The following is a 24,571-nucleotide window of genomic DNA, read 5'->3' as shown; positions in this document are numbered from 1 at the left end:
TTTGGTGGAGGCTTGTCAAGTACCGGCACAGCTATTCCAAAAATATTTTTTCGTGCGCTTTATTTTATGCTGCGGAAAGAGGATAATTACTATGTTTCCTTATTATAATATACCCCGTAATTATGAATAAAAAATTAACATCCACCAGGCTGGTGCTGGCTATTATCAGTAACACTCTTGAGCTGACTGTTATCTGGATAATCTGGCGCTTTGTGCTCCCGGAGTTCGGTGTCGAGCTGCCCGTGCCGGTGTTCATCGGCATCATGGTAGTTTGGGCGGTAATCGGCGCCGGCATTTTTATTTTTACTTCCAGCGTTTTGAAAAAGCAGGCGCCGGTAGGCCTGCCTTCGATGGTGGGCACTACCGGTAAGGCCGCCACCCCCCTCACCCCGGACGGCATGGTTAAAATCCGCGGGGAGCTCTGGGCCGCCCGCGCCGCCGGTGACGCTATCGCTGACGGGGAGAGTATCATCGTAACCGGGCAGGAGGGATTGAAGCTGCTGGTAGGCAAAGTAGATGGTACGGCTAAACATTAAACAGGAAAGTTATCACGTCCCCGTCCTTGACGATGTATTCTTTCCCCTCGAGCCGCAGCACCCCTTTTTTCTTGGCTTCGGCCATGCTGCCGTATTTCAGTAATTCGTCGATATGTATGGTTTCCGCGCGGATAAACCCTTTTTCAAAGTCGGTATGTATCTTCCCGGCGGCTTTCGGGGCGGTAAGGCCGTTCCGTATCGGCCAGGCGCGGTCTTCATCAGGCCCGACGGTGAAAAAGGTAATCAGGTCGGATAGTTCGTAGGACGCGCGGACCACGTGCTCCAGACCGGACTCCGTCAGGCCGTAATCCTGGCGGAATACCTCCGCGTCCTGGGCGTCCATTTGCGCCAGTTCCATTTCCAGCCTGCCGCAGAGAGTGACCACGCGGCAGCCGGGGCCGGAAAATTGTTTATTGTATTCCGCTTCCAGCGCCGCCGCCTGCTTCAGTTGCTCTTCATCGATATTGACGATGATGAGCAGCGGCTTGGCGGTCAGGAACTGGTAGTTGCTGATATATTTCTGAGCTTGCGCTTCGATGGCCTGCGCCCGGATGGGCATGTCCTTTTCCATCTCTGTCTTCATCTTCAGCAGGGTCTCTTTTTCCTGCTGGAACGGCGCGCGTTCGCCGGGCTTGGCGGCTTTCAGGGAGCCTTCCAGCTTCTCCATCCGTCTTTCCATGATGGCCAGGTCGGAAAATATCAGCTCCAGGTTCAGGGCTTCGATGTCTCTCTTAACGTTAATGCTGCCGTCAGGGTGCGGGATGCTTTCGTCCTTGAACGCGCGGACAGCGCAGATGAGCGTATCTACCGTACTTAGCTGGTTGAGTAGCTGCCCGCCGATGCCCTTGTCCTTGGCCAGTGATTTCACCGAGGCCCCGATGTCGATGTACTTGACCTCGGAGTAAACGGTTTTGGCCGGGTGGAATATTTCATTCAATAGCTTCAGGCGCGGCTCCGGCACGTGCGCCATCCCGATGTTCGGCGCCAGCCCGTCCGTGCCGTGAACGACCGTATCCGCCTTGCCGCAGGTTAGGGCGTTGAAAATGGTTGTCTTACCGCTCTGGGGGAGGCCGATAATGCCGATGTTGATGCTCATAGCTGATAGGAAAGACTGCCGCTGTTAGCGACCTTTTTTCACGATGTCCCGCGCCCGTTTGATGGCCAGGTCCCGTTCGTCGATGTTCAGTTTATCGTTGGCGACCAGGTTGAGCAGGACGAGCAGGGACTCGTGAGTGCTCATATCGCCGAGTAGGTTGATGGCCTGAATTCTCATTTTGCCGGCCAGCTGCATGTCCGTGGCGATATTGGCCAGCTTTTTCAGTTCGTCGTATTTATTGTTGTCCTCGGAATATTCCGCCATCGTAACGCACCTCTCGATTTTTAGTCGGACTGGGTATTTTTTATTGCGGCCTCTCTGTGCGATTATTCCTTATACACAGGGTTTTTGTCAAATACAGGGATTCCCAAACAATATGTTATAATGGCGTGAGCCGGCCGGGGAAACACCGGCCGCGGGAGTATCGATTTTGCTGCACGTACTTTTCGGCGAGGATGATTTTTCTATCCGTCAGGCGCTGGAAGAGATAAAAAAGTCTATCGGCGACCCTGGTGCTTTGATGACCAACACCACCGTCCTGGAAGCCAAGCAGGTTACGCCGGAGCAACTCCGCGCCGCCTGTGAGACGGTGCCTTTCCTGGCGGACAAGCGCCTGGTCGTCGTTGAGGGGCTGCTGGAACGCTTTGAAACTAAAGCCAAAACAACTAAGAAAAAGTCCTCCCGCCGCAACGACCAGGAAGAGGCCTGTAAAGCTATAGCGGAAGCCGTTAAACAATTGCCGCCCTTTACCGAGCTGGTGATAACCGGCGGTAAAACGGGCACTAATAATCCGCTGCTCCAGGCGCTGATGCCGCTCGGTAAAATAAAATCCTTCCCGGTGCTGAAGGACAGGCTGATTAACCAGTGGATTGAAAAGCGGCTGGCGGCGCTGGGGAAGGACTATAAAATCTCACCTAAAGCCGTTACCCTGCTGGTCAGGCTGGTCGGCAATGACCTCTGGACGATGGCTAATGAAATTGACAAGCTGGTGCTGTTTACCGGCGGACGGCTGATAGATGAGGCGGACGTTAAAGCGGTGGTGAGCAGCGCCCATGATGCCAGCGTCTTTAGCATGGTGGATGCCATTCTGGAGTTGCGTATCGGCGCGGCCCAGCAGTTATTGCAGCAGTTGTTTCAGCAGGGGATGGCCCCGGCGCAGGTGCTGGTCATGCTGGCCCGGCAGGTCAGGATTATCTTGCAGGTGCGGGAGATGCGGGAACGGGGGAGGGCCAGGGGTGAAATCCAGGCTAAATTGGGGCTGGCCTCGGACTATGTCCTGCGCAAGGCGTGGGACCAGGCGGACAAGTACTCCCCGGCGCGTATCCGGGAGGTGTACCATCAGCTCCTGGAAACGGACATCGCTATCAAGACGGGGAAAATGGAGGGAGAGCTCGCCCTGGATGTGCTGATGGCGCAGCTCGGGCAGCGCGGTACGGTGTCCGCTTGAAGCGGGTGTATAATATGTTCGGTTAGGCTGCCTTGTTGCAAGGCGGGGGAGGGAAAATATGTTAACCGGGCAGTTACAGGATAAATTCATCAAGGTAGGCAGCATCAACACGCGGTATTGGGTGGCGGGGGATAAAGGCAGTGCCGTGGTCTTGGTGCACGGGCTGGGCGGCTTCGCGGAAAACTGGGTACATAACGTTGAAGCTTTAGCGCAGCGGCACCGCGTTTATGCTATGGACTTGCTTGGCTTCGGCCGCACCGATAACACCCCCCTGGTGCGCAATATCAACACCCTGGTCCGGTTTATTAACGACTTCATGCAGGCGGTGAATGTCCCCAAAGCCGCTTTGGTGGGGAACTCGCTGGGCGGCGGGCTGGTGCTCCAGTTCGCCCTGGATTACCCGGAAAAGGTGACCAAACTGGTGCTGGTGGATAATGCCGGCATGGGCCGGGACGTGATTTTCGACTTTCGTCTGTGCTCTCTGCCGCTTCTCGGTGAGTTGCTGATCCGCCCCGGTGTCGATTCCTGTGGCCGCACCTGGAAGGCGATATTATTCGACCATAATTTGATTACGCCGGAGCTGCTGGAGCTTTCTTTCCAAATGATAGACCGGCCCGGCGCTAAAAAGGCCCTGCTCTCCGCTTTACGGGCGGGGATTGACCTGCGCGGCCAGCGCGCTAAACTCACTGATTTGCTGTTGAGTCGTCTGGGCAAAATCACCGCGCCTGTCCTGGTGGTCTGGGGCAAAGAAGACCGTATCATTCCGGTGTCCCATGCCCGGCTCGCGGTGGAAAAAATCCCCGGCGCTAAACTGCGTGTTTTTGACCGCTGCGGGCACATGCCGCAATTCGAGCACCCGGAGGAGTTTAACCGGCTGGTGCTGGACTTTCTGGCGGAGTAATTTTCAAGAATTTAGAATAAAGATGAAAAGTGAAAAGAAGTTGCAGCCCGTCGTCGGCGTGGATATCGGCGGGACCAAGATAATGACCGCCGTATTTTCCCCTTCCGGCGGCGTGCTGGCTAAAGAGGTGCGTCCCACGCTGGGTAGTGAAGGAGTGAATAAGACCATTGGCCGTGTCTGCGCGGCCATCGCCGGCCTTTTAAATGACCGGCATATTTCTATAAGTGAAATCGGTGCGGTATGCATTGCCTGTGCCGGCGGCATAGATACCGGCCGGGGAGTGGTGGTAACACCTTCACCCAATCTGCCGGGCTGGGTGGAAATCCCCCTGGCGGCTATGGTAAAGGAGCGGTTCGGGGTTGATGTTTTTGTCCTTAACGATGCCAGCGCCGCCGCCCTCGGCGAGCACCGCTATGGCGCGGGTAAGGGCGTGCCAAATCTGGTGATGCTAACCCTTGGCACCGGCATCGGCGGCGGTATAATTATAGACGGTAAGCTTTACTTGGGCGCGGTGGGCGGGGCCGGGGAGCTGGGGCACATGACCATTGATGCTAACGGCCCCAGGTGCGGCTGCGGCAATACTGGCTGCTTGGAAATTCTGGCCTCCGGTACGGCTATCGCCAGGGATGCTGTCGCCCGGCTGGACCGCGGTGAAAAATCATCGCTGGGGGAAATGGTGGGCGGCGATTTATCTAAAATAAACGCGGAGCTGGTCGGTAAAGCCGCCCGCCGCGGCGATAAGCTTTCGCAGGACGTGATTGCTCGCGCGGCCCGTTACCTGGGCATCGGCATGGTCAACGTGGTTAACATCTTTAACCCGGAGCTGGTAATCATCGGCGGGGGGATGGCGGATATGGGGGAAATGATTGTAGGGCAGGGCAGGAAAATGGCGGCGGAGCTGCCTTTCTCCATCAACGCCCGGGCGGCGCGCGTCCTCATGGCGCGGCTCGGCAATGAGGCCGGCATCTATGGCGCCGCGGCCTTCGCCTTGGATAATGAAGGGAGGACAGGATGAAAGTACGTAAAGTGGTTATTACCGCCGCCGGCTGGGGGACGCGCTTTCTCCCGGTAACGCGGTCGCAGCCCAAGGAAATGATGCCGCTGGTGGACCGGCCGCTCATTCAGTTCGCCGTGGAAGAGGCCATCAAGTCCGGCATCGAGCAGGTTATCATGGTCACCGCCATGGGCAAGCGCGCTATCGAGGACTACTTCGACCGCTCTCTGGAGCTGGAATATTTCCTGGAGCGTAAAGGGGAGACCGAACTGCTGCGCAAGATGCTGGAGATTTCCAGTCTTACGGATATCTGTTACGTCCGCCAGAAGGAGCAGCTGGGCCTGGGGCACGCTATCCTTATGGTGAAGGACATCATCGGCAACGAGCCTTTCGCCGTCATGCTCCCGGACGATATCGTCGATAACGATGTGCCGGGACTCAAGCAGATGCTGGATGTCTATGACAAATACGGCGGAGGGGTCATCGCCGTGGAGCAGGTCCGGGACGAGGACACTAACAAGTACGGCATAATCGAGCCGAAACCGGCGGAAAATAAGGTCTATCAGGTGATGAGCCTGGTGGAAAAACCGGAGCCGGCCAAAGCTCCTTCCCGGTTGGGCATCGTGGGACGGTACATACTCCCGCCGCGCATATTCGATATTTTGAAGTACACCCCGCCCGGTAAAAACGGCGAGATACAGTTGACTGACGCTTTGGGACTGCTGCTGAAAGAGCAGAAACTCTATGCCCGTGAGTTGGAAGGCAATCGCTATGACGCCGGCACGCCGCTGGGCTGGCTCAAGGCCAACGTGGCCCTGGCTCTCAAGCGGCAAGACATCGGGCCGGAGTTCCGGGAGTACTTGAAAAAGATGTTGTAATTAGGCGCCCCCAGCAACTGTTCTCTCACGGTCATCCTGAGCGTAGCGAAGGATCTCGGGGTGGGGTAGTATCGATAATACCGCCCCCGATTATCGTTTTTCATGATGGATAACGTCGGTATTATTTGCCATGAGTAATGTGAGTAGCATTCCTTTGCCGCTTCCTTTCATTGACAGTTGGCCTCTCTTACCCATAAAATCAAGGGGAAGAAATCCATCTTTTTACCGGAGTCGTGCGCATGAATAGTGATGAAATACGTTCGGCCTTTTTAAAATTCTTTGAGGAGAAAGGCCATAAGGTCATTCCCAGTTCCTCCCTTATTCCCAAAAACGACCCCACCCTTCTCCTCACCACCGCCGGGGTGGTGCAGGTCCAGCCGTTCTTTCTGGGGCAGGCCCGGCCGCCCGCTCTCCGCCTCACCTCCTGCCAGAAATGTTTCCGCACCACGGATATCGAGTCGGTCGGCGATGACCGCCACCTGACCTTCTTTGAGATGCTGGGCAACTTTAGCGTGGGCGATTATTTTAAAAAAGAAGCCATCGCCTGGGCCTGGGAGTTCTTTACCGAACGCATGAAACTGTCGCCGGATAACCTCTGGATTACTATCTATCTTGATGATGAGGAGTCCTTCAGGCTCTGGCGGGAAATCGGCGTGCCGGAGCACAAAATCGTCCGCTTTGGCCGGGAGGATAACTTCTGGGGCCCCACCGGCACCACCGGCCCCTGCGGCCCCAGCTCGGAGATTCACTACGATTTCGGCGTGGATAAAGGCTGCGGTAAGAGCGACTGCCAGCCCAACTGTGAGTGCGGGCGCTTTAAGGAAATCTGGAACCTGGTCTTTACCCAGTACTTCCAGGACGAGCAGGGTAATCATACCCCCCTCCCCCGTCCCAACATCGATACCGGCATGGGCTTCGAGCGCATTGTGATGGTCATGGCCGGTCAGGATAATGTCTATGCCACGGATATTTTCGCCGCGCTGATGGACAAAGTCGGCGGGCTTACCGGTAAAAAATACGGTGCCAACCCGGAAGATGATACCGCCATGCGCATCGTGGCGGAGCACGGGCGCTCGCTGGCTTTCCTTATCGCCGATGGCGTCCTGCCGGACAACGAGGGGCGGGGCTATGTCCTGCGGCGGCTTTTACGCCGGGCTGCTTTATTCGGGCGGCGGTTGGGGATGACTAAGCCTTTCCTGGCGGAAATAGCGACCACCGCTATCAAGCAGATGAATCATATCTACCCGGAGCTCAAGCAGCGGCAGAGCTTCATTATCAAGCTCATCACCTTTGAAGAAACAAGGTTTGAGGAAACCTTGAGCACCGGACTGGAAATCCTGGAGCAGATTTTAGCCGGCAAAGACGGTAAAAATACCGCGCGGATTGCCGGGGCGGACGCTTTCAAGCTTTATGATACCTATGGCTTCCCCATCGAGTTGACCAGGGAAATCGTGGCCAGGTCCGGCTTCTCCGTGGACATGGCCGGCTTTGAAGCAGAAATGCAAAAGCAGCGGGAACGCGCCCGCGCCTCTCATAAGTTTGACGTGGCGCTGGAGCTTAAGGACGCTGACAAACTGGATTTAAAAGCCACGGAGTTCGTGGGGTATACCTGCCTGGAGCGGCAGGCCAGAATCGTTAAGTTCCTGGTGGACACCCGGGTGGCGGATACGGTAGCCGCCGGGCAGACCGCCAGCCTGGTGCTGGATACCAGCCCCTTCTACGCGGAAATGGGCGGCCAGCTGGGGGATACCGGGGAAATAATCGGGGCTGGCGGGCGCTTTAGGGTGACGGATACGGTACGTCTGCCGCCGGATATTACTATCCACCAGGGTCATGTGGTTGAAGGCGGCTTTTCCGCCGGCGAGGAAGTGCGGGCGGTGGTGGACATGGAGCGGCGGCGGGACATTCAGCGCAATCACACCGCCACCCACCTTTTACAGGCGGCCCTGCGGCAGGTGCTCGGCGAGCATATTCAGCAGCGCGGCTCGCTGGTGGCGCCGGAACGCCTCAGGTTTGATTTTTCCCACCTGGCGGCCATGACCCCGGCTGAAATCAAGGCCGTCCAGCGTATCGTTAACGATAAAATACGGCAAAACCTTAAAGTCAATGACGAGCAGACCGCCTATAAAAAAGCGGTGGAGTCCGGGGCTATTGCCTTGTTTGATGAAAAGTACGGGGATGTGGTGCGGGTTCTGCGCATCGGCGACCCCGCGGTCAGCACCGAGCTTTGCGGCGGCACGCACGCCGCCTATACCGGTGAGATTGGCTATTTCCACATTTTAAGCGAGGGGAGTATCGGGGCGGGGCTGAGGCGTATCGAGGCGGTCACCGGCCGGGAAGCGGAAGCGTTCATCGACCGCAGTCTGGCAGGCCTTAGCCGCGTGGCGCAGTCGCTGGAAGCCGCGCCGGAGAACGTCCCGGATAAACTGGCCGCTCTGCTTAATGAGCTGGAAGCGGAAAAGAAACGTTCGCTTTCACTGGAGAGAGATCTGGCGCGTAAAGAAGCGGAAACGCTGCTGGCCCGGGCGGAAGAAATCAAAGGTATTAAAGTCCTCGCCGCCCGGATATCGTCGGACAGCCAGCAGGTGCTGCGGGAAATGGCGGATTTCCTGCGGGACAGCCTGAAAAGCGGCATCGTGGTGCTGGGCGCCGTCAGCGGCGAAAGGCCCATGTTTATCGCCACCGTCACGCCGGACCTGGTGGCCAAAGGCTATAACGCCGGGGATATCGTCCGGCAGGTATCTAAAGTCACCGGCGGCGGCGGCGGCGGTAAAGCCGGCTTCGCCCAGGCCGGCGGCAAAGATACAAACAGGCTGGATGAAGCCCTCGCTCTGGTGAAAAGCCTGATATAGCCGGGAGGGAATAATTCTCCCTTGGGACCTCCTTACGAAGGAGGGTGAAAGATTTGGTAAAGCCTGTGGAGTATGAGCTTTCACGATCATTCTCTCCCTTTGGAAAAGAGCCTGCCCTGAGCAAAGCGAATGGGGAGAGCTAGAGAGGGATTTCATTATAAAAACTGTTACACGTAAGTCCGGGAGGGTAACATTTCGCGTGCGTTAGGTCTGGATGTCGGAGATGTCAGGGTCGGCCTGGCTTTGAGCGACCCTTTGGGTATTCTTGCCAGCCCGCTGACTATAATCTCGCGGCAGAATAGCCCGGCGGACTTCGCTTTGATTAGCGATATCGCCCGTAAAAACGACGTCGCCCGCATCATCGTCGGTCTGCCCTTTTCCATGGATGGCTCTTTGGGCAGCCAGGCGGAAAAGGTGCGTGATTTTGTGACGGAGCTCTCCCGCCACACCGATATTCCGGTGGAATTCCGGGACGAGCGGCTTTCCACCGTCCTGGCCAAGCGCATGGTCAAGAAAGCCCGTAAGACCAACCGGGACACCAGGTATGATGCCGCCGCGGCCGCGCTGATATTGCAGGGCTATCTGGATGACATGCTCCCCACCAAGGAATACCAGCTGGATGAAACCGCGGATAAAGACTAGCGTTTTTTCTGGTAGTTAACAATTCAAATCGGTTTAGGATTTAGAGCTTGGCGCTCAGGATTTCCCCCCTTCCCTCTAATCTCTTCCCCCTAATCATTCAGGGCTAGCTTTGTTGACAAGCGGTAAACCCCGCTAGTATGATAAAATTGAAAGTATGTCTGCCGGGAGTATTCCCGGTGGATTCAGGACGGATAACATGGCTGTAAAACGTGACTATTATGAGGTCCTCGGACTGCCGCGCGATGCCACCGGCGAGGACGTTAAAAAAGCTTTCCGCAAGCTGGCGATGCAGTACCACCCGGACCGCAATCATGATACCGGCGCCTCGGAGAAATTCAAGGAAGTCAATGAGGCCTATGAGGTCCTTTCCGATGCCGATAAGCGCGCCGCCTATGACCGCTACGGGCACACCGGCGGCGAAAACGTTTTCGGGCGGGGGTTCGAGGGGTTTGATATGGGCGGCTTCGGAGATATCTTCGAGGCCTTCTTCGGCGGTACGGGCCAGGGCCGCCGCCAGACCGCCCGCCGGGGCGATGACCTGCGCTACAATATCAAGGTCACCTTTGAGGAAGCCGCGCTGGGCTGTGATAAAGAGATAGAAATCACCCGGACTGAGGTATGTGCCGCCTGCCGCGGCACCCGCGCCAAACCCGGCACCCAGCCGGTGCGCTGCCCCACCTGTGAGGGTACCGGGCAGATACGCCGCGTGCAACGCAGCCTTTTCGGGCAGTTCATCAATACCGCGGTTTGCGGTGATTGCCACGGGGAGGGGACTATCGTCAAGGACGCCTGCCCGGACTGCAAGGGCTTCGGTTATCAGAAACACAAGCGCCGCATCCAGGTTACCATCCCGGCCGGCGTGGATGATGGCAATGGCATCAGGCTTTCCGGGGAAGGGGAGTCCGGCTACCGGGGCGGTAGTGCGGGCAACCTGTACGTCATGGTCTCCGTGAAACCGCATGAAATATTCACCCGCGAGGGCGATAACGTCATTTACGATCTAGCGGTCAATTTTGCCCAGGCGGCCCTCGGCGGCGAGGCGGAAGTGCCCACCCTGCACGGCCCCGCTAATCTGAAGATACCCTCCGGCAGCCAGACGGGCAAGGTCTTTCGTCTTAAGGATAAAGGTATTCCCCACCTGCACGGTTCAGGACGCGGCGACCAGATGGTGGTGCTGCGCGTGGTAACGCCGGAATCACTGACCAAAGAGCAGCGCCGACTTTTTGAGGAATTGGCGAAAAGCCTGGAATCTAAGTAAAAACCGTCCGGTTTTCTAGGTCGTGGTGCCGTTGCTGGAAGTCCGCTTCTGGTGCCGGAACACGGAAAACAAGCGCCAGCGCCGCCCGGCCAGTTCGTGCCGGGTATTGCCCCCCATCAATTCCAGGGCCACCTGGCTGGGTTCGGCATTTTCGTACAGCACTTGGTATAGCTTTTCCGTAATCGGCATTTCCAGTCCTATTTGCTGCGCCATGTTATGTGCCACCAGCGTGGTATTTACCCCCTCCGCCACCTGTTTCATGGATGCCAGGATTTCCGTCAGCGGCCGCCCCTTGGCCAGCTCCACCCCCACGTAGTGGTTGCGGCTCAGTGGGCTGGCGCAGGTGGTGATGACGTCCCCCAGCCCCGCCAGGCCGGAAAAGGTGAGCGGATTGGCCCCCAGCGCCATGCCCAGGGCGGTGATTTCCGTCAGGCCGCGCGTCATGTAGGCGGCTTTGGCGTTATCGCCGTAGCCCAGCCCGTCCGCGATACCCGCGCCCAGCGCCAGGATGTTTTTCAACGCCCCTCCCAGCTCCACCCCGATGATATCCATATTGGTGAAAATACAAAAATTGGGGCAGGTCAGCAATTTCTGGGCTTTCCGGGCGGTGTTCTTGTCTTCCGCGGCCACCACTGCGGCGGCGGGATGGCTGTGGATGATTTCGGAGGCCAGCTGCGGCCCGGAAAGCGCGCATATATTTCCCGCGAACTTGGGATTTATCTCCTCGGCGATTACCTCTGACATGCGCTTGTTGCTGCCTATCTCCAGGCCCTTGGAAGCGCTGATGATAATGGTGGTCTTGTTCAGGTAGGCGGCTGCCCGTGATATGTTCTGCCGCATGGAAGATGAGGGTATTGCCAGGATTAAGGCGCTGGCTTCCTCCATCGCCTCCTGTATCTGGTGGGTAATGAGTATCTCTTTGGGGATGGTAACGTCCGGGAAACGGTCCGTTCCCTTTTTCTTGAGGGCGTTGGCTTCACGGAGGGTGCGCGCCCATAACCGGACTTCGAGACCCTTGCAGGCCAGCAGTATGGAGAGCGTTATCCCCCAGCTCGTCGTGCCGATAACGGCGATTTTTTCCATCTAACTTTAACTGTGTGTTGAGAATTATTGCTGCGCTATTTGGGATTGTTGTTGTGAGCGGGCGTCCCGGCTTTGGACTTTTCTCCTATCATGCGTTCGGTACCGTTGTAGAGCCGTATGATATTGTCCCGGTGCATGAAATACACGAATAGAGCGCCTATCATTGCGAAGACGACGTATTCGAACGGAGGATAATTCTTGTAGCCGAAGAATTTGACTTCCGCTATATTGAGAGACATCAGCAGGATAAAAGCGGAAATAGCCCCGATGATGGAGCCGAGTGACATATACTTGGTGCGGAAACCTATCCCGAAGATGAGTATGCCTCCCACCAGCGCCGCCGGCCAGTACATTGCCGCCAGCCCCCCCATGAAAGTTGCCACGCCCCGCCCTCCCTTGAACCCCAGGAACACTGACCAGCTGTGCCCGGCGATGGCCGCTAAAGCCCCCAGTGCCTTGGCGCTGCCTATCCAGGTGAAAATGGTGATTTCCTCCTGGGTCTTGCCGTGAAATATCAGCCCGGCGATAAATACCGCCAGCGCCCCTTTGCCTATATCCAGCAGGAGGGAGAGCACGGCCGCTTTTTTACCGGCCGTCCGCAGCACGTTGGTCATGCCTATTTTGCCGCTGCCCACCTCCCGGACGTCTTTGTTAGCGAATACCTTGCCGATAATCAGCCCAAAGGGTATCGCGCCCAGCAGATAGCCTATAACGACTACGGAGATGTACATGAAAGCCGTCATGACTCACCCCTTGATTTAAAAGTGAAACGGAGCGGCGTGCCGATAAAACCGAATGCCTCGCGGATTTTGTTTTCCAGGAAACGCCGGTAAGAAAAATGGACCAGTTTGGCGTCGTTGGTAAAGAAAACGAAGGTCGGCGGGTTGGCTTCCGCCTGGGTGGCGTAAAAGATTTTTAGCTGTTTGCCCTGGCTTGTCGGTCTATTGTGGGAGGCCACCGCCTGCTGGATTACTTCATTCACCTTGGCGGTGGATAATCGTTTCAGTCTTTCCCGGTAGACCTGGATAACCTGGGGCATGATTTTATCTACTCCCAGCCCTGATTTAGCCGAAGTATATAATATCGGCGCGTAAGAGGCAAATTTGAACTCGCTTTTGACGAATTTGTTCCACGCGGCGGTATCTTTGTTCTCTACCAGGTCCCATTTATTGGCGATGATGATAATGCCTTTATAGGCTTCCTGGATGTAGCCGGCGATGTGTGTGTCCTGGGAGGTGACCATCTCCGTGGCGTCGAGCAGCAGCAGGACTACATCGGCGCGGTCGATGGCCCGGAAGGTCCGCACCACGCTGTATTGCTCCACCCCGGCCTGGACCTTGCCCCGCCGCCTTATCCCCGCCGTATCTATTAGCAGCATGTCCTGCCCCTGGTAATCGTAAGGAGTGTCCACGGCGTCGCGGGTGGTGCCCGGTGTGCTGTCTACTATGGCGCGTTCTCCCCCCACCAGCGCGTTCAGCAGCATGGACTTGCCCACGTTCGGCCTCCCCACGATAGCCACTTTTATGGCTTCCGGCTTGACCTCCTCCGGCGGGTGGGCGGGCAGCAGCGCCACTATACTGTCCAGCAGGTCGGCCACGCCGCGACCGTGATGGGCGCTGACGGGCAGCGGTTCTCCCAGCCCCAGCTCGTAAAACTCCAGGGCGCCGGTCTCCAGCTTTTCGTTGTCCGCTTTATTGACCGCCAGCAGTAGGGGCTTGTTCGCCTTGCGCAGCAGGCCGGCGATTTCCAGGTCCATCGGCGTTACCCCGGCGATGGCGTCGACCACGTTGACGATAACGTCCGCCTGGGTGATAGCTGTCTCCACCTGGTTTTTCACCCCGTGGGCGATGGTGGACTGCGGGTCTATTTCCAGTCCGCCGGTGTCCACCAGCGTGAACTCGACACCCCCCCAGCTTACGTCCGCCATATTGCGGTCGCGGGTGGTGCCGGGCAGGTCCTGGGTAATGGCTACCGGCCTTTTCACAATCCGGTTAAGGAGTGTGGATTTACCGGTATTTGGGCGTCCGACAATGGCAACAACAGGTTTGGTCATATCTGTATTCTTTACGGGGAAATATTAGTTTAATGAGAGGGAATTGGTCACCGGTGTGTCCGGGAGAAAAATATCTCGATGCCTCTCAGGATATCTGCCAGCAGCGCTTTCTGGGCGTGCAGCCTGTTCTCCGCCTGGTCGAAGACTACGGACTGCTCGCAATAGATGAGGTTTTCCTCTACCTCCTCACCATGATGGACCGGCCCGCAATGCATCAGTATGGCATATTTCCTGGCCAGTGAAAGCAGCCCGCTGTCCACCTGGTAACCGGCAAAATCCTTGCGGCGCTTTTCTGTTTCCGCCTCCTGTCCCATGCTCACCCAGACATCGGTATAAACGATATCGGCGCCGGCCACGGCCTGGCGCGGGTCTTCTAGACAAAATATCTCCGCTCCGCTTTCCAGGGCAAATCCCTGGGCCTTCCTTAAAATTTTATCCTCAACGCGGTAGCCTTTCGGGGAGGCGATGCGGAAGTTTATCCCGCACAGGGATGCCGCCAGCATCAGGCTGTGGGCGGTATTGTTGCCGTCCCCGATGTAGGCCAGCGTCAGCCCTTCCAGCGTTTGTTTATGCTCAAAGATGGTTATCATGTCCGCCAGCGCCTGGCAGGGATGTTCGAGGTCGGAAAGGGCGTTGATTATCGGTATGTCCGCGTTATTCGCCATTATTTCCAGTTTCTCATGTGAAAAGGTGCGTACGGCGATGACATCCGCGTAGCGGCTGAGTACCCGCGCCACGTCCGGTATGGATTCGCGTTTTCCCAGCTGGACTTCCTCCGGGGACAGGCACACGCTCTGTCCTCCCAGTTGCCTCATGGCAATCTCGAAGCTGACCCTGGTCCGCAGGGACGGTTTTTCAAACAGCAGTACCAGGATTTTTTCCCTTAGCTCGGAAGTCCACCCCGCGGATTTCATCGCGATGGCGCTGGATATCAGGTTGCGCAGTCGCTCGCGGGTAAGGTCGGAAATGGAAAGGAAATCTTTACTTTTCACGATAAACTCCTGTATCAAATCAGTATATCATGAAAATCCGTTTTAACAATAGTAGTACACTTGACACCGGTCTGATTTTATACTTAAGATTCAGTTATACGGGAGGTGTATATGGCTGAGACTGAAAAGTTTACCGTATCCAGTGACCAGGTGGTCAACAAGATTAAGCAGCTTATCAGGGAGGGCAATATCCGTCGGGTGCGCCTCATCCACGATGGCAGGACCATCATTGAAATCCCTCTTTCCGTGGGCGCGCCGGTGGTGGCGGTAGGCATTATGGCGGCGCCGCTTTTGGCGGCGGTGGGGGCTTTCGCCGCCCTGGTGACGGAGTGCACTATTGAGGTGGAAAAGGTGGGGGAGACCAAAAAAGAATAGAAATTTGACGGTGGTTATTATGATAAAGCATATCGTCATGTGGACGCTTCAAGACTTCGCGGAAAACGCCACCAGGCAGGAAAACGCGCTGAAGATAAAGCGGCTGTTGGAAGGCTTGAAAGGTAAGGCCGGGAACGTACGTTCCCTGGAGGTAGGCGTTAACATTAACGGCTCCGCGGCGGCTTATGATATCGTGCTCTGCGCGGAGTTTGACAGCATTCAGGACTTGAACGCCTATCAGAAACACCCGGAGCACCTCAGGGTGGGGGAATTTATCGGGAAGGTGCGGCTGGATAGAAAAGTAGTGGACTACGAGGTTTAGTCAGCATGGTTCAAATAATCCTGGCCCGGCACGGTGAGACCGACTGGAATGCCGTGCCGACTTTCCGGGGCCGGGCTGATGTGCCGCTGAATGATACCGGTGTGCGGCAGGCGCGGCTTTTGGGCGGATACCTTGGCCGCGAGCGAATAGACGCCGTTTATTCCAGCCCCTTGCAGCGGGCGGTCAAGACCGCGGCCGCTATCGCCGGCTTTCATAAACTGGATGTGAATATCGTTGGTAATCTGAATGACATTGATTTCGGTGAGTGGCAGGGGCTGACGCTGCGGCAGGCGCAGGAAAGATACGAGGAGCTTTACCGTGACTGGCAGGATACGCCGGAGCAGGTGAAAATGCCGGGCGGGGAAAGCCTGGCGGACGTCACCGGCCGGGCGCTGCCTTTCGTTCAGGACGCCGTCACGCGCTGTGAGGAAGGGACTATCGTGCTGGTGTCCCACCGCGTGGTGCACAAGGTGCTTATCTGCGCCCTGCTGGGGCTGGATAACTCCCTGTTCTGGAGCTTCAAGCTGGATACCGGCGGCATTACCCGCTTTGAGTTCAGCGGGGGCCGGGCTGTCCTTATCTCCCATAATGATACGTCTTATCTGAAATCGCTCGACTGCCCGCCGCTCCACGATTTTTAGCTGCCTTTCTCCCGGCTTTACAGGACGGGGGTATAGCGTTACAATGCGTATAGCAAGTCTTGGGAATGGGGGTAGTTGACGTATGGAAACATTCCGTGACGTTGTATTGTGTATATTCGGACTGGGAGCTACAGCGGGTATTGTCATCCTGGTAGTCCTGGCTTTCCTGCTCTATTTCCGCCTTAAGCCGGTACTGGATTCCATCAACAAGACCGCTAAGACCATCGAGCATATTTCCACCAGTGTTGAAGATGAAGTAGCCAAACCTATTGCTCAAGCCGTGGCTTTTATCCAGGGCATCCGCCAGGCTGTCGGCCTGGTGGGCAAGCTTACCAGGAAGGAGGAAAAATAACATGGGTGATAAAGATGGCGGCAGCAGCTTTTTTATGGGCTTTTTACTGGGCGCCCTGGCCGGGGTGGCCATCGGTTTTCTCTATGCCCCTAAAGCCGGCAAGGAGACCCGTACACTTTTAAGGGAAAAAGCGGGGCAGTTGAAAGACAAAGCCAGCGAGGTGCTTTCCCGGACCGCCAAGGAATAAGGCGGGGGCGGAATGGGGCAAAGCGTACGGCTTTGCGGCGGCGTCCTTCTCCTTGAGGGGCGCCTTATTATTTTTTAACCTTTCGCGCATCATTTTCTATTGATGCTCTTTACCCTTTTCCACCATCCTCTGTTATAATTGGCTTATGGAAAAATCCTTGCTCGTTTTGTTTGATGGTAATGCTATTATCCACCGCGCCTATCACGCTTTGGCGGGCACGAAATACCGCCCCGCCAGGGTACTCACTGTCTCTAAAACCGGCGAGGTCGTTGGTGCGGTCTATGGCTTCGCCCAGATGCTGCTTAAAGTCCTCAACGACCTTAAGCCCACCCATATCGCTGTCGCTTTTGATAAAAAAGGCCCTACCTTCCGCCATGACATGTTTGAAGATTATAAAGCTCACCGCCCCCCTATGCCGGAGGACCTGGCCGGCCAGTTTGGCCGGGTGATGGAACTGGTCAGGAGCTTTAATATCCCTATCTTCGAGATTGATAAATTCGAGGCCGATGACGTCCTCGGCACTTTGAGCCGGCAGGCTGAAGCGCAGGACGTCGATACCGTTATCGTCACCGGCGACGCCGATACCATGCAGCTCGTCACCCCCCGCGTGAAAATCCTTTATCCCAAAGGCGGCGGTACCTTGGCGGACGCCATTCTATTCGATGCGGAAGAGGTCAAAAAGAAATTCGGGGTTGGCCCGGAGCATGTGGCGGACTACAAGGCTATGGTGGGCGACCCCTCGGATAACATCCCCGGCATACCCGGCATCGGGGAGAAGACCGCCGTCAAGCTCATCAGCCAGTTCGGCGGTGTCGAGAATGTCTATCAGCATCTCGATGAAGTCACACCGCCTAAAGTCCGCGAAACCCTCCGGAAAGGCGCCGGGGACGCCAAACGGAGCAAGACGCTGGCCACTATCGTGACGGATACGCCGGTCACCCTTAACCTGGACGAATGCCGCGTGGGTCTCTATAACCAGCCCAAAGTGGCGGACTTTTTCCGTTCTTTAGAGTTTTTCAGCCTGATTCCCAAGCTGCCCGGCGCGGCGGGCGGAACGGCGCCGGTTGAAGTGAAAACTACCCCGGTGCAGGGTGACTACCGTACCGTCGCTGACACGGCGGAACTGGACGCATTAGTGGGCCGCCTCTCCGCCGCCGCCTCCTTCGCTTTTGATACGGAGACTACCGGCCTGAACGCCATGACGGCCCGGCTGGTCGGCATCTCCCTGGCGGTGGAGCCGGGTACGGCCTATTACATCCCGGTGGGGCATGTCCTGCTTGACGAGATACAGCAGCTTCCGCTGCATCAGGTCATTGACCGGCTCCGCCCCGTATTTGAGGACGAGAAAATCGCTAAGCTGGCGCACAATGCCAAGTTTGACATGATGGTGCTGGGGGAGCAGGGTATTACCGTCAACGGCCTTGCCACGGACACTATGATTGCCGCTCACCTGCTGGGAGAAAACTCCATCGGGCTGAAAGCTCTGGCTTTAAGTAAGATAGGCGTTCAGATGACCCCTATAGAAGACCTCATCGGCAAGGGCGCTAAAAAGGTAACCATGGCCCAGGTGGACATCAAACTTGCCACCGCCTACGCCGCCGCTGACGCTGATATGACCCTGCGGCTGGCGGATATCTTTGTTCCGGAGCTGCAAAAGCAGGGTTTGATGAAGCTCTTTACGGATGTCGAGATGCCGCTGGTGCCCATCTTGCTCCTCATGGAAAGAAATGGCGTGGCCGTGGACACGGCCATGCTTAAGGAGATGTCCGCCGCCCTTGGTGAGCAGATCAAGGTGTTGGAAGGTCAGATTTATACTGAAGCTGACCACGAGTTCAATATCAACTCGCCCGCCCAGTTGGGCAAAGTCCTGGCCGATAAGTTCCAGATAGCGGCGGTGCGCCGGGGTAAAGACAAGTATTCCACGGAGGCGTCCATTCTGGAAACTCTGGTGCCGCAATATCCCATCGCCAAATTAGTCTTGGAGTACCGCCAGCTCACCAAGATTAAGTCCACCTATATAGATACCCTGCCGGAGTTGGTAAACCCCAAGACTGGCCGCATCCATACCAGCTTTAACCAGACCCGCACCTCCACCGGGCGCCTTTCTTCCTCCGACCCCAATATGCAGAACATTCCGGTGCGGGGGGAGTTGGGGGGGCAGGTGCGGCAGGCGTTTATCGCCGCGCCGGGGATGAACCTGCTGGCCGGGGACTATTCCCAGATAGACCTGCGCGTGCTGGCCCATCTTTCCCAGGACGAGGAGCTTTTGCACGCCTTCCGTAACGATGAGGATATCCACGCCGCCACGGCTTCCCTGCTTTTCGGGGTAGAAAAGGGGGATGTGACCAAAGACATGCGCCGCTTTGCCAAGACGGTCAACTTCGGGGTTATCTACGGCATGAGCGACTACGGTCTGGAGCAGGCCACCGAGCTTTCCCGCGAGGATGCGGGGAAGTTCATTAAAGCCTATTTTGAGAAATACCCCGGCGTGCGGCAATACCTGGACGGCACTAAGGAAAAAGCGCGTAAGGACGGCTACGTGGAAACGTTATTGGGCCGCCGGCGCTATATCCCGGATATCAATTCCGCCAACCGCCAGGTGCGGGAGTCGGCCGAGCGCATGGCCATTAACATGCCGGTGCAGGGCACCTCCGCTGATATTATCAAAGTCGCTATGATTAACCTCTACCGCGAAATGGCCAAACGCGGGCTCGCCAGTAAAATGCTGCTCCAGGTTCATGATGAGCTTGTCTTTGAAGTGCCGGACGGCGAGATGGAACTGATGCACCGGCTCGTGTCCGATGTCATGGACTCCGCTGTCGCTTTAAGCGTCCCGCTGAAAGTGGATACTAAGTCCGGCAAAAACTGGGGAGAAATGAAATAATTAATTTTCCCCCTTTCATAAAGTCGAAGATTCCGATGAAATCGGAAGGGATAAGAGGGGATTTTAGCCTCACTGTCATTCCCGACCTGATCGGGAATCCAGCGGTGGGGTTTGTTACTTGTCACTTGCTTGCCCGCCGCAGCCTTGGCGGAGGCGGGTTACTTATCCGTAAGGAGTAAACATGCCGGAGCTGCCTGAAGTAGAAACGATTAAGAACGAGCTGCTGCCGCACGTCTTGGGGCGGACTATTGAAAGCGTGGACATCGCCTGGGACAGGATCGTCAAGCAGCCGTCCGTGGCCGCGTTCCGGGAGAGGGTGGTGGGGCGTAAGATAACGGAAATTACCCGGCGGGGCAAGTACCTCTTTTTTCACCTTGATAGCGGCGAGCTGCTGGTGATGCACATGAAAATGACCGGCTCTTTGCTGGTCAACCCCGGTGACGGCAGGTTTGCCCGCGCTGTCTTGCACCTGGATAAAGGTGTTGACGTGTATTTCCGCGACCCCCGGAAGTTCGGCCGCATGTGGCTGGAAAAAGACGCTTCCGCCGTTTTAAAGAAGCTGGGGCCGGAACCCCTGGACGATGATTTTACTCCCGCTGTATTAGCCGCTCTGTTACGTGGCCGGACGGCCCCGGTCAAAGCTGTAATCCTGGACCAGGCTGTCATCGCCGGTATCGGTAACATGTATGCGGACGAAGCCCTGTTCGCGGCCGGCATCCATCCGGTGCGGCCGGCGCAAAGCCTGACCAAAGCTGAAGTTGACCGACTCTACGATGCTATTCTCTTGGTGTTGCGCAAAGCCCTGAAAAGGGGCGGCGCCAGCGTCCGTAACTATATCCGCCCGGACGGTGATGCCGGCACCGCCCACGCTGAATTTAACGTCGCTCACGGTACCGGCAAGAGATGCCCCAGGTGCGGCGCCGCCATCGAGCGCATTGTGGTGCGCGGCCGCGGCACCTACCTCTGTCCCAGATGCCAGAAAATGCCTTAGTCGTCCCAGAGGCGGAAGGGCGGGTAGGCATCCGTCATCAGTGAAGCGTAAGCCCCCACGCGTATCGCCCAGCGGTTGAACCCCATAGCCAGTTTGAACAGGTCTTTCGGATACCGTCCCGTGAACAGCACAAAAACGCCGGCAAAAATAGCCACGATAAATATCAGCCCGCCACAGCTTGCCTGCCACCCGCCCATGTGATGGACCTGGTTATTTACTGTATAGTCCCAGCCCTGCGTTTGCCAGGCCGGGCCGCTGGTGAAAACGCTCACGATGATGTAATGCGGGATGGCCAGCAGCCACCACTTTACCAGCACCAGTCCCTTGGATAGCTTTTCCGGATAGGGTATTTCCAGGTCGGCGGGATAATTGGGGTCGGGGTCTAGGCTGAACGGCGGGTACTTGTCCGTCGCCAGGGCGCCGTAGCTGTAAAAAGATACGCGCCACCACCAGCGCAGCACGCCGGTGTTGAACTTGAACAACCCTTTTGGATATTTCCCGGTGAACAGGATGGCCCAGAAGGCGATAAAGGCCACGAACACGAAAGCTATCATGAGAAAGCCGAGAATAATGTAGTGCGGGATACCGAGCAGCCATTTGATCAGCCACCAGCCGCGCTGTGGCGGCGAGGATAGTTCCCCCCTGATGTTTACCGGGTAGGTTTTATCTGTAGTTGTCACCGTTGGTCTCCTTTTTCTGTTTATTTTCCTAATAATACGCCTGATACGGTCGCTTGTCACTGGTGTAAAGAGGGGTAATATCCTGTCCGTTTGTCCAGTTGCGTCTGGGAAATGGGGTTTCCCTTTCTCGTCTCTCACTTTAAAAAAGGGACTGCCATGAACGAAGCAAACGTGGAGATTAAAGAGGGATTTTAGCTATACTGCAAACTATCGTCCCTCTCCCTGCTAGCGGGGAGAGGGATAAGAGGAAGAGGGGTTGGTACAGTCTACCATTCCCCTTGTTAAAGCGAAGACTCCACCTGAAAGACAGACCGCAAGGGGAGCGAGAGGGATAAGAGGAAAAAGGGTTAGTACAGTCCTTCCTCCCGGCTTTGACAAACACTTCGTAAAACTGTTATTTTAAGCAAGCGGAAATCAACACTCGCCGCATTGAAACTGAAGGAGGCAAGCATGGAACAGCCGAGTAATGCTAACGCATCCCCGGTAATGCTCCAGCCCGGCGTCGGGTCAGCCTACGGCAACGGGTGGAACCAGCTCTGGAAGCACTTTCTAGATTTGCTGGTGATTATGATAATCACCTGGGCTATATCCTTCGCCTTTTCCCTGCCGGAGACCATCGCGCAGTGGAGAGGTAATACCATGCCGCTGTATTGGAACTTGGTGTCCCTGGCGTTTACTGTACTGGTATTATGGCCGTTGAACATGGGTATGAACTTCGCTTACCTGAAAGCGGCGCGTGGGCAGAAAGTGGATATCGGGGACATGTTTGAGGGTTTCCGGAATTACTGGAACGTTATTGCTGCCACCTTTCTCTTGGGACTGCTCATAGGTATTGGCTTGATACTCTTGATCGTCCCCGGCATCATCATCGCCTGCAAGCTGGCTTTCGTTCCTTACCTGGTGGTAGATAGAAAAATGGGAGCCGCTGCGGCGATTGATGCCAGCTGGAAAATGACCGGCGGCCACGCCGGCACGGTATTCCTCATCGGCCTGCTGGCTATTCCCATCGTGATTGCCGGGTTGATTTGTCTTGGCGTAGGGGTGATACCCGCTACGATGTGGGTCAGTCTGGCGTTGGCTTCGCTGTATCACGCGGTCAGCACTTCCGGGCCGCAGTTGATGGCGACACCCCCCAGCACCGCCCCGCCAGTTGCTTGACATAAATATATCAGCGGGCAAATCGTGGTGCTGGATCGTTAGCTGGGGTTTTTCCGGGCAGCGCGGCCTAGAGGAACTGCTGGAGCCGGCCTATTTCCTGCATCAGCTGCTCGAACTGGTGCGGGTATAAAGACTGCATCCCGTCGGAAAGGGCGTGCGCGGGGTCGTGGTGTACCTCTATCAGCAGGCCGTCCGCCCCCACCGCTATCGCCCCCCGGGATAAAGGTATCACGTAGTCCCGCCTTCCGGCGGCGTGGGAGGGGTCGGCGATGATTGGCAGGTGGCTGACCGCCTTGATGGCTGGTATGGCGCTGAGGTCGAGCGTGTTGCGCGTTGTGTCGGAAAAGGTGCGTATTCCCCTTTCGCAGAGAATCACGCGGTTGTTCCCCTCGGACATGATGTACTCGGCGGCCATCAGCCATTCATCTATGGTAGCGGCGAAGCCGCGCTTGAGCAGCACCGGCTTTTTGGTCTGTCCGGCCAGCCGCAGCAGGGAGTAGTTCTGCATGTTGCGCGCGCCTATCTGGATGATGTCGGCGTATTTTTCCACCGCGAACAGGTTTTCGCTGTCGGTGGCCTCGGTGATAATCAGCAGTCCGGTCTCGCGGCGTACCTTGTCCAGTATTTTAAGCCCCTTTTCCCCCATCCCCTGGAACGCGTAAGGAGAGGTGCGGGGCTTGAAAGCGCCGCCCCGGAACACCTTGGCTCCGTATTTCTTCACGATGGCGGCGATAGTCAGCGCCTGTTCTTCGCTCTCCACGGCGCAGGGCCCGGCCATGATGACCGGTTCGCCCGCCCCGATAACCACCTCCCCGATGGTTATTACGGACGATTCCAGGTTGGTCTCGCGGCTGACCAGCTTGTAGGGCTTGGTGACCGGGATGGCTTCTTTCACGCCATCCATGGCCAGCAGTTGCGTCGCGTCCACCGACCCCTTGTTCCCGATGATGCAGACGGCGGTGCGCAAAGCGCCCGGCATGGGCACGCCGCGCAGTCCCATTCTCTCTATTTCCTTGATAACGGCGGTCACCTGTTCATCGGTGGCGTCGTTCTTCATCACGATAAGCATATTTTATTACTCCTTGAATGATAGTAATATCATAGCATAATCAAGACATTGATAACTAAAAATAACAGGGGGTATCTTTGGCTGAATTTACTCTGGTATAATGATGCTGGAAGTGTCGCCCGGGAGAGGCATGATTGATCCACACCGTGAAACGCATTGGCAGGAGGTGAAAGATGCCGGTAATCACTATCAGAGGGCAATTCGGTAGCGGGGCGCCGGATATCGGGAAGAAGGTGGCGGAACGGCTCCACATCGACTATGTTGACCGGGAAATTATCGCCGGCGTGGCGGAAAAGGTAAATGCCACCAGCAAGAAAATCGAGGCTAAAGAGATGCCGCCGGCCACCTTTTTCAAACGCATCGGCGATGCCATCGCCCACGCTTACCCCATCGCCAGCCCGGAAGGCCTCAGCGCGCCTATTCCGGTATATCTTCCCGCCTCCCAGATACCCCTGGACGACCCCAGCTATTTAAGGGGACTGGAATCGGTAGTCAAAGAGCTGGCCGCCGGTAATGCTATCGTTATCCGGGGGCGGGGCAGCCAGTTTATCCTTAAGGACTTTCCCGGTGTTTTTCACGTGATGGTGGTGGCGCCGCTCAAGCTGCGGGTGGACCGTATCATGAGCATCCGCAATCTGGACGAGAAAGCCGCCCGGCAGGAAATCAATAGCTTTGACAGCTCCCGCCACGAGTTTATCAAGCGGTTCTTTAAGGAAGAGCTGGAAAATCCCCTGCACTATGATTTGGTGATAAACACGGAGCACTTTAATCTGGACGAAGCCGCCTCGCTGATTATTGATGCTCTGTCTGTCAAAAACCCGTGATTTTGGTTGTCCCGTAATCAGCGCCGCATCATAACCGGCGTCTTCATGCCGGGATTACCCGTTGGCGGCTAATAACGCCCCTCTTTTGCCATGGTATCTTTATTAGGGTATTATTTGCATTTGGTTTTCCTCATGTGTTTCTCAATAGGGAGTAGCTTGACGGAGAGGGGCGCTAGCCCCTCTCTATTTACTTCCCCCTTTACAAACAGTTGATTCCTGCATAAACGTTTGACCCGTTTGGAGAGCAACTGTGTTAATTTATACATATTGCCAAGCTCTTTGATGTTTTAAAATTGAGTTCATGATAGTGAGCAGCCGCCTCATGCAGGCGACGAGGGCTACTTTCTTGGCTTTTC

The 24,571-nt window shown here is 56.3% G+C and carries 25 protein-coding genes; 17 read left to right on the top strand and 8 right to left on the bottom strand.

Annotated elements, in window-relative coordinates; all coding sequences use genetic code 11:
• Nucleotides 1–122 precede the first annotated feature (122 nt).
• A complete protein-coding gene (locus tag WC370_05795; GenBank protein MFA5308986.1) occupies nt 123–536 on the top strand; it encodes an NfeD family protein in 414 nt (137 codons plus the stop codon).
• On the opposite strand, the gene ychF is transcribed toward WC370_05795, so the two are convergent.
• Entirely contained in the window at nt 526–1,632 is a 1,107-nt protein-coding gene (gene ychF / locus WC370_05790; GenBank protein MFA5308985.1) for a redox-regulated ATPase YchF, read from the bottom strand. The two genes, WC370_05795 and ychF, sit on opposite strands and share 11 nt — an antisense overlap.
• 24 nt (nt 1,633–1,656) lie before the next feature.
• The gene (locus WC370_05785) at nt 1,657–1,896 is read right to left on the bottom strand and encodes a hypothetical protein (protein MFA5308984.1); all 240 of its coding nucleotides are present in this window, start codon (nt 1,894–1,896) and stop codon (nt 1,657–1,659) included.
• A gap of 166 nt (nt 1,897–2,062) precedes the next feature.
• On the opposite strand from WC370_05785, the gene holA reads away from it, so the two are divergent.
• The 7 genes from holA to dnaJ all read left to right on the top strand — a co-directional run bounded on the left by holA (nt 2,063) and on the right by dnaJ (nt 10,604).
• Complete coding sequence (holA, locus tag WC370_05780; GenBank protein MFA5308983.1) at nt 2,063–3,079, top strand: DNA polymerase III subunit delta; 1,017 nt, start codon at nt 2,063–2,065, stop codon at nt 3,077–3,079.
• Nucleotides 3,080–3,137: 58 nt separating this feature from the next.
• Complete coding sequence (locus tag WC370_05775; protein MFA5308982.1) at nt 3,138–3,980, top strand: alpha/beta fold hydrolase; 843 nt, start codon at nt 3,138–3,140, stop codon at nt 3,978–3,980.
• A 22-nt stretch (nt 3,981–4,002) separates the two neighbouring features.
• The gene (locus tag WC370_05770; GenBank protein ID MFA5308981.1) at nt 4,003–4,995 is read left to right on the top strand and encodes an ROK family protein; all 993 of its coding nucleotides are present in this window, start codon (nt 4,003–4,005) and stop codon (nt 4,993–4,995) included.
• Nucleotides 4,992–5,852, top strand: a complete 861-nt coding sequence (galU, locus tag WC370_05765; protein ID MFA5308980.1) for a UTP--glucose-1-phosphate uridylyltransferase GalU — start codon at nt 4,992–4,994, stop codon at nt 5,850–5,852. Before WC370_05770 ends, galU begins: the two co-directional genes overlap by 4 nt.
• Before the next feature lie 239 nt (nt 5,853–6,091).
• Nucleotides 6,092–8,704, top strand: a complete 2,613-nt coding sequence (alaS, locus tag WC370_05760; GenBank protein MFA5308979.1) for an alanine--tRNA ligase — start codon at nt 6,092–6,094, stop codon at nt 8,702–8,704.
• A 192-nt stretch (nt 8,705–8,896) separates the two neighbouring features.
• Complete coding sequence (ruvX, locus tag WC370_05755) at nt 8,897–9,346, top strand: Holliday junction resolvase RuvX (GenBank protein ID MFA5308978.1); 450 nt, start codon at nt 8,897–8,899, stop codon at nt 9,344–9,346.
• A 196-nt stretch (nt 9,347–9,542) separates the two neighbouring features.
• Complete coding sequence (gene dnaJ / locus WC370_05750; GenBank protein ID MFA5308977.1) at nt 9,543–10,604, top strand: molecular chaperone DnaJ; 1,062 nt, start codon at nt 9,543–9,545, stop codon at nt 10,602–10,604.
• 15 nt (nt 10,605–10,619) lie between these two features.
• Here the strand turns inward: dnaJ and WC370_05745 are convergent, their stop codons facing one another.
• Genes WC370_05745 through argF form a run of 4 tightly spaced genes read right to left on the bottom strand, consistent with a single transcriptional unit; the run spans nt 10,620 to nt 14,732 of the window.
• Nucleotides 10,620–11,687, bottom strand: a complete 1,068-nt coding sequence (locus WC370_05745) for an NAD(P)H-dependent glycerol-3-phosphate dehydrogenase (protein ID MFA5308976.1) — start codon at nt 11,685–11,687, stop codon at nt 10,620–10,622.
• A gap of 35 nt (nt 11,688–11,722) precedes the next feature.
• Nucleotides 11,723–12,430 carry a glycerol-3-phosphate 1-O-acyltransferase PlsY gene (gene plsY / locus WC370_05740; protein MFA5308975.1) on the bottom strand — a complete coding sequence of 236 codons (708 nt, stop codon included), beginning with the start codon at nt 12,428–12,430 and terminating at the stop codon, nt 11,723–11,725.
• A complete protein-coding gene (der, locus tag WC370_05735; protein MFA5308974.1) occupies nt 12,427–13,740 on the bottom strand; it encodes a ribosome biogenesis GTPase Der in 1,314 nt (437 codons plus the stop codon). Before der ends, plsY begins: the two co-directional genes overlap by 4 nt.
• A 47-nt stretch (nt 13,741–13,787) precedes the next feature.
• Nucleotides 13,788–14,732: an ornithine carbamoyltransferase gene (argF, locus tag WC370_05730; GenBank protein ID MFA5308973.1), complete on the bottom strand. Its 945-nt coding sequence runs from the start codon at nt 14,730–14,732 to the stop codon at nt 13,788–13,790.
• Nucleotides 14,733–14,843: 111 nt separating this feature from the next.
• Between argF and WC370_05725 the strand changes: the two genes are divergently transcribed.
• From WC370_05725 to mutM, 7 genes are all read left to right on the top strand, one after another.
• On the top strand, nt 14,844–15,107 hold the full coding sequence (locus tag WC370_05725; protein MFA5308972.1) for a DUF4342 domain-containing protein: 264 nt from the start codon (nt 14,844–14,846) through the stop codon (nt 15,105–15,107).
• A 19-nt stretch (nt 15,108–15,126) separates the two neighbouring features.
• Nucleotides 15,127–15,429: a Dabb family protein gene (locus WC370_05720; protein MFA5308971.1), complete on the top strand. Its 303-nt coding sequence runs from the start codon at nt 15,127–15,129 to the stop codon at nt 15,427–15,429.
• A 5-nt stretch (nt 15,430–15,434) separates the two neighbouring features.
• Nucleotides 15,435–16,070, top strand: a complete 636-nt coding sequence (locus tag WC370_05715) for a histidine phosphatase family protein (protein MFA5308970.1) — start codon at nt 15,435–15,437, stop codon at nt 16,068–16,070.
• An 82-nt stretch (nt 16,071–16,152) separates the two neighbouring features.
• On the top strand, nt 16,153–16,422 hold the full coding sequence (locus WC370_05710) for a hypothetical protein (GenBank protein ID MFA5308969.1): 270 nt from the start codon (nt 16,153–16,155) through the stop codon (nt 16,420–16,422).
• A 1-nt stretch (nt 16,423) separates the two neighbouring features.
• Entirely contained in the window at nt 16,424–16,609 is a 186-nt protein-coding gene (locus WC370_05705; GenBank protein ID MFA5308968.1) for a YtxH domain-containing protein, read from the top strand.
• Nucleotides 16,610–16,775: 166 nt separating this feature from the next.
• Nucleotides 16,776–19,493 (top strand): DNA polymerase I, encoded by a 2,718-nt coding sequence (gene polA, locus WC370_05700; protein ID MFA5308967.1) that lies wholly within the window; start codon nt 16,776–16,778, stop codon nt 19,491–19,493.
• A 181-nt stretch (nt 19,494–19,674) separates the two neighbouring features.
• Nucleotides 19,675–20,484 carry a bifunctional DNA-formamidopyrimidine glycosylase/DNA-(apurinic or apyrimidinic site) lyase gene (gene mutM, locus WC370_05695; protein MFA5308966.1) on the top strand — a complete coding sequence of 270 codons (810 nt, stop codon included), beginning with the start codon at nt 19,675–19,677 and terminating at the stop codon, nt 20,482–20,484.
• On the opposite strand, the gene WC370_05690 is transcribed toward mutM, so the two are convergent.
• On the bottom strand, nt 20,481–21,164 hold the full coding sequence (locus WC370_05690) for a DUF4389 domain-containing protein (protein MFA5308965.1): 684 nt from the start codon (nt 21,162–21,164) through the stop codon (nt 20,481–20,483). The genes mutM and WC370_05690 overlap by 4 nt on opposite strands.
• A gap of 450 nt (nt 21,165–21,614) precedes the next feature.
• On the opposite strand from WC370_05690, the gene WC370_05685 reads away from it, so the two are divergent.
• Nucleotides 21,615–22,322 carry a YciC family protein gene (locus WC370_05685; GenBank protein MFA5308964.1) on the top strand — a complete coding sequence of 236 codons (708 nt, stop codon included), beginning with the start codon at nt 21,615–21,617 and terminating at the stop codon, nt 22,320–22,322.
• A gap of 67 nt (nt 22,323–22,389) precedes the next feature.
• On the opposite strand, the gene aroF is transcribed toward WC370_05685, so the two are convergent.
• Nucleotides 22,390–23,391, bottom strand: a complete 1,002-nt coding sequence (gene aroF / locus WC370_05680; GenBank protein ID MFA5308963.1) for a 3-deoxy-7-phosphoheptulonate synthase — start codon at nt 23,389–23,391, stop codon at nt 22,390–22,392.
• Between the two features lie 173 nt (nt 23,392–23,564).
• On the opposite strand from aroF, the gene WC370_05675 reads away from it, so the two are divergent.
• The gene (locus WC370_05675; GenBank protein MFA5308962.1) at nt 23,565–24,215 is read left to right on the top strand and encodes a cytidylate kinase-like family protein; all 651 of its coding nucleotides are present in this window, start codon (nt 23,565–23,567) and stop codon (nt 24,213–24,215) included.
• Nucleotides 24,216–24,571: the final 356 nt, after the last annotated feature.

The sequence above is a fragment of the Dehalococcoidales bacterium genome, from assembly GCA_041652735.1.
Lineage (GTDB): Bacteria > Chloroflexota > Dehalococcoidia > Dehalococcoidales > RBG-16-60-22 > RBG-13-51-18.
This window is presented reverse-complemented; position numbering and strand designations above follow the sequence as displayed.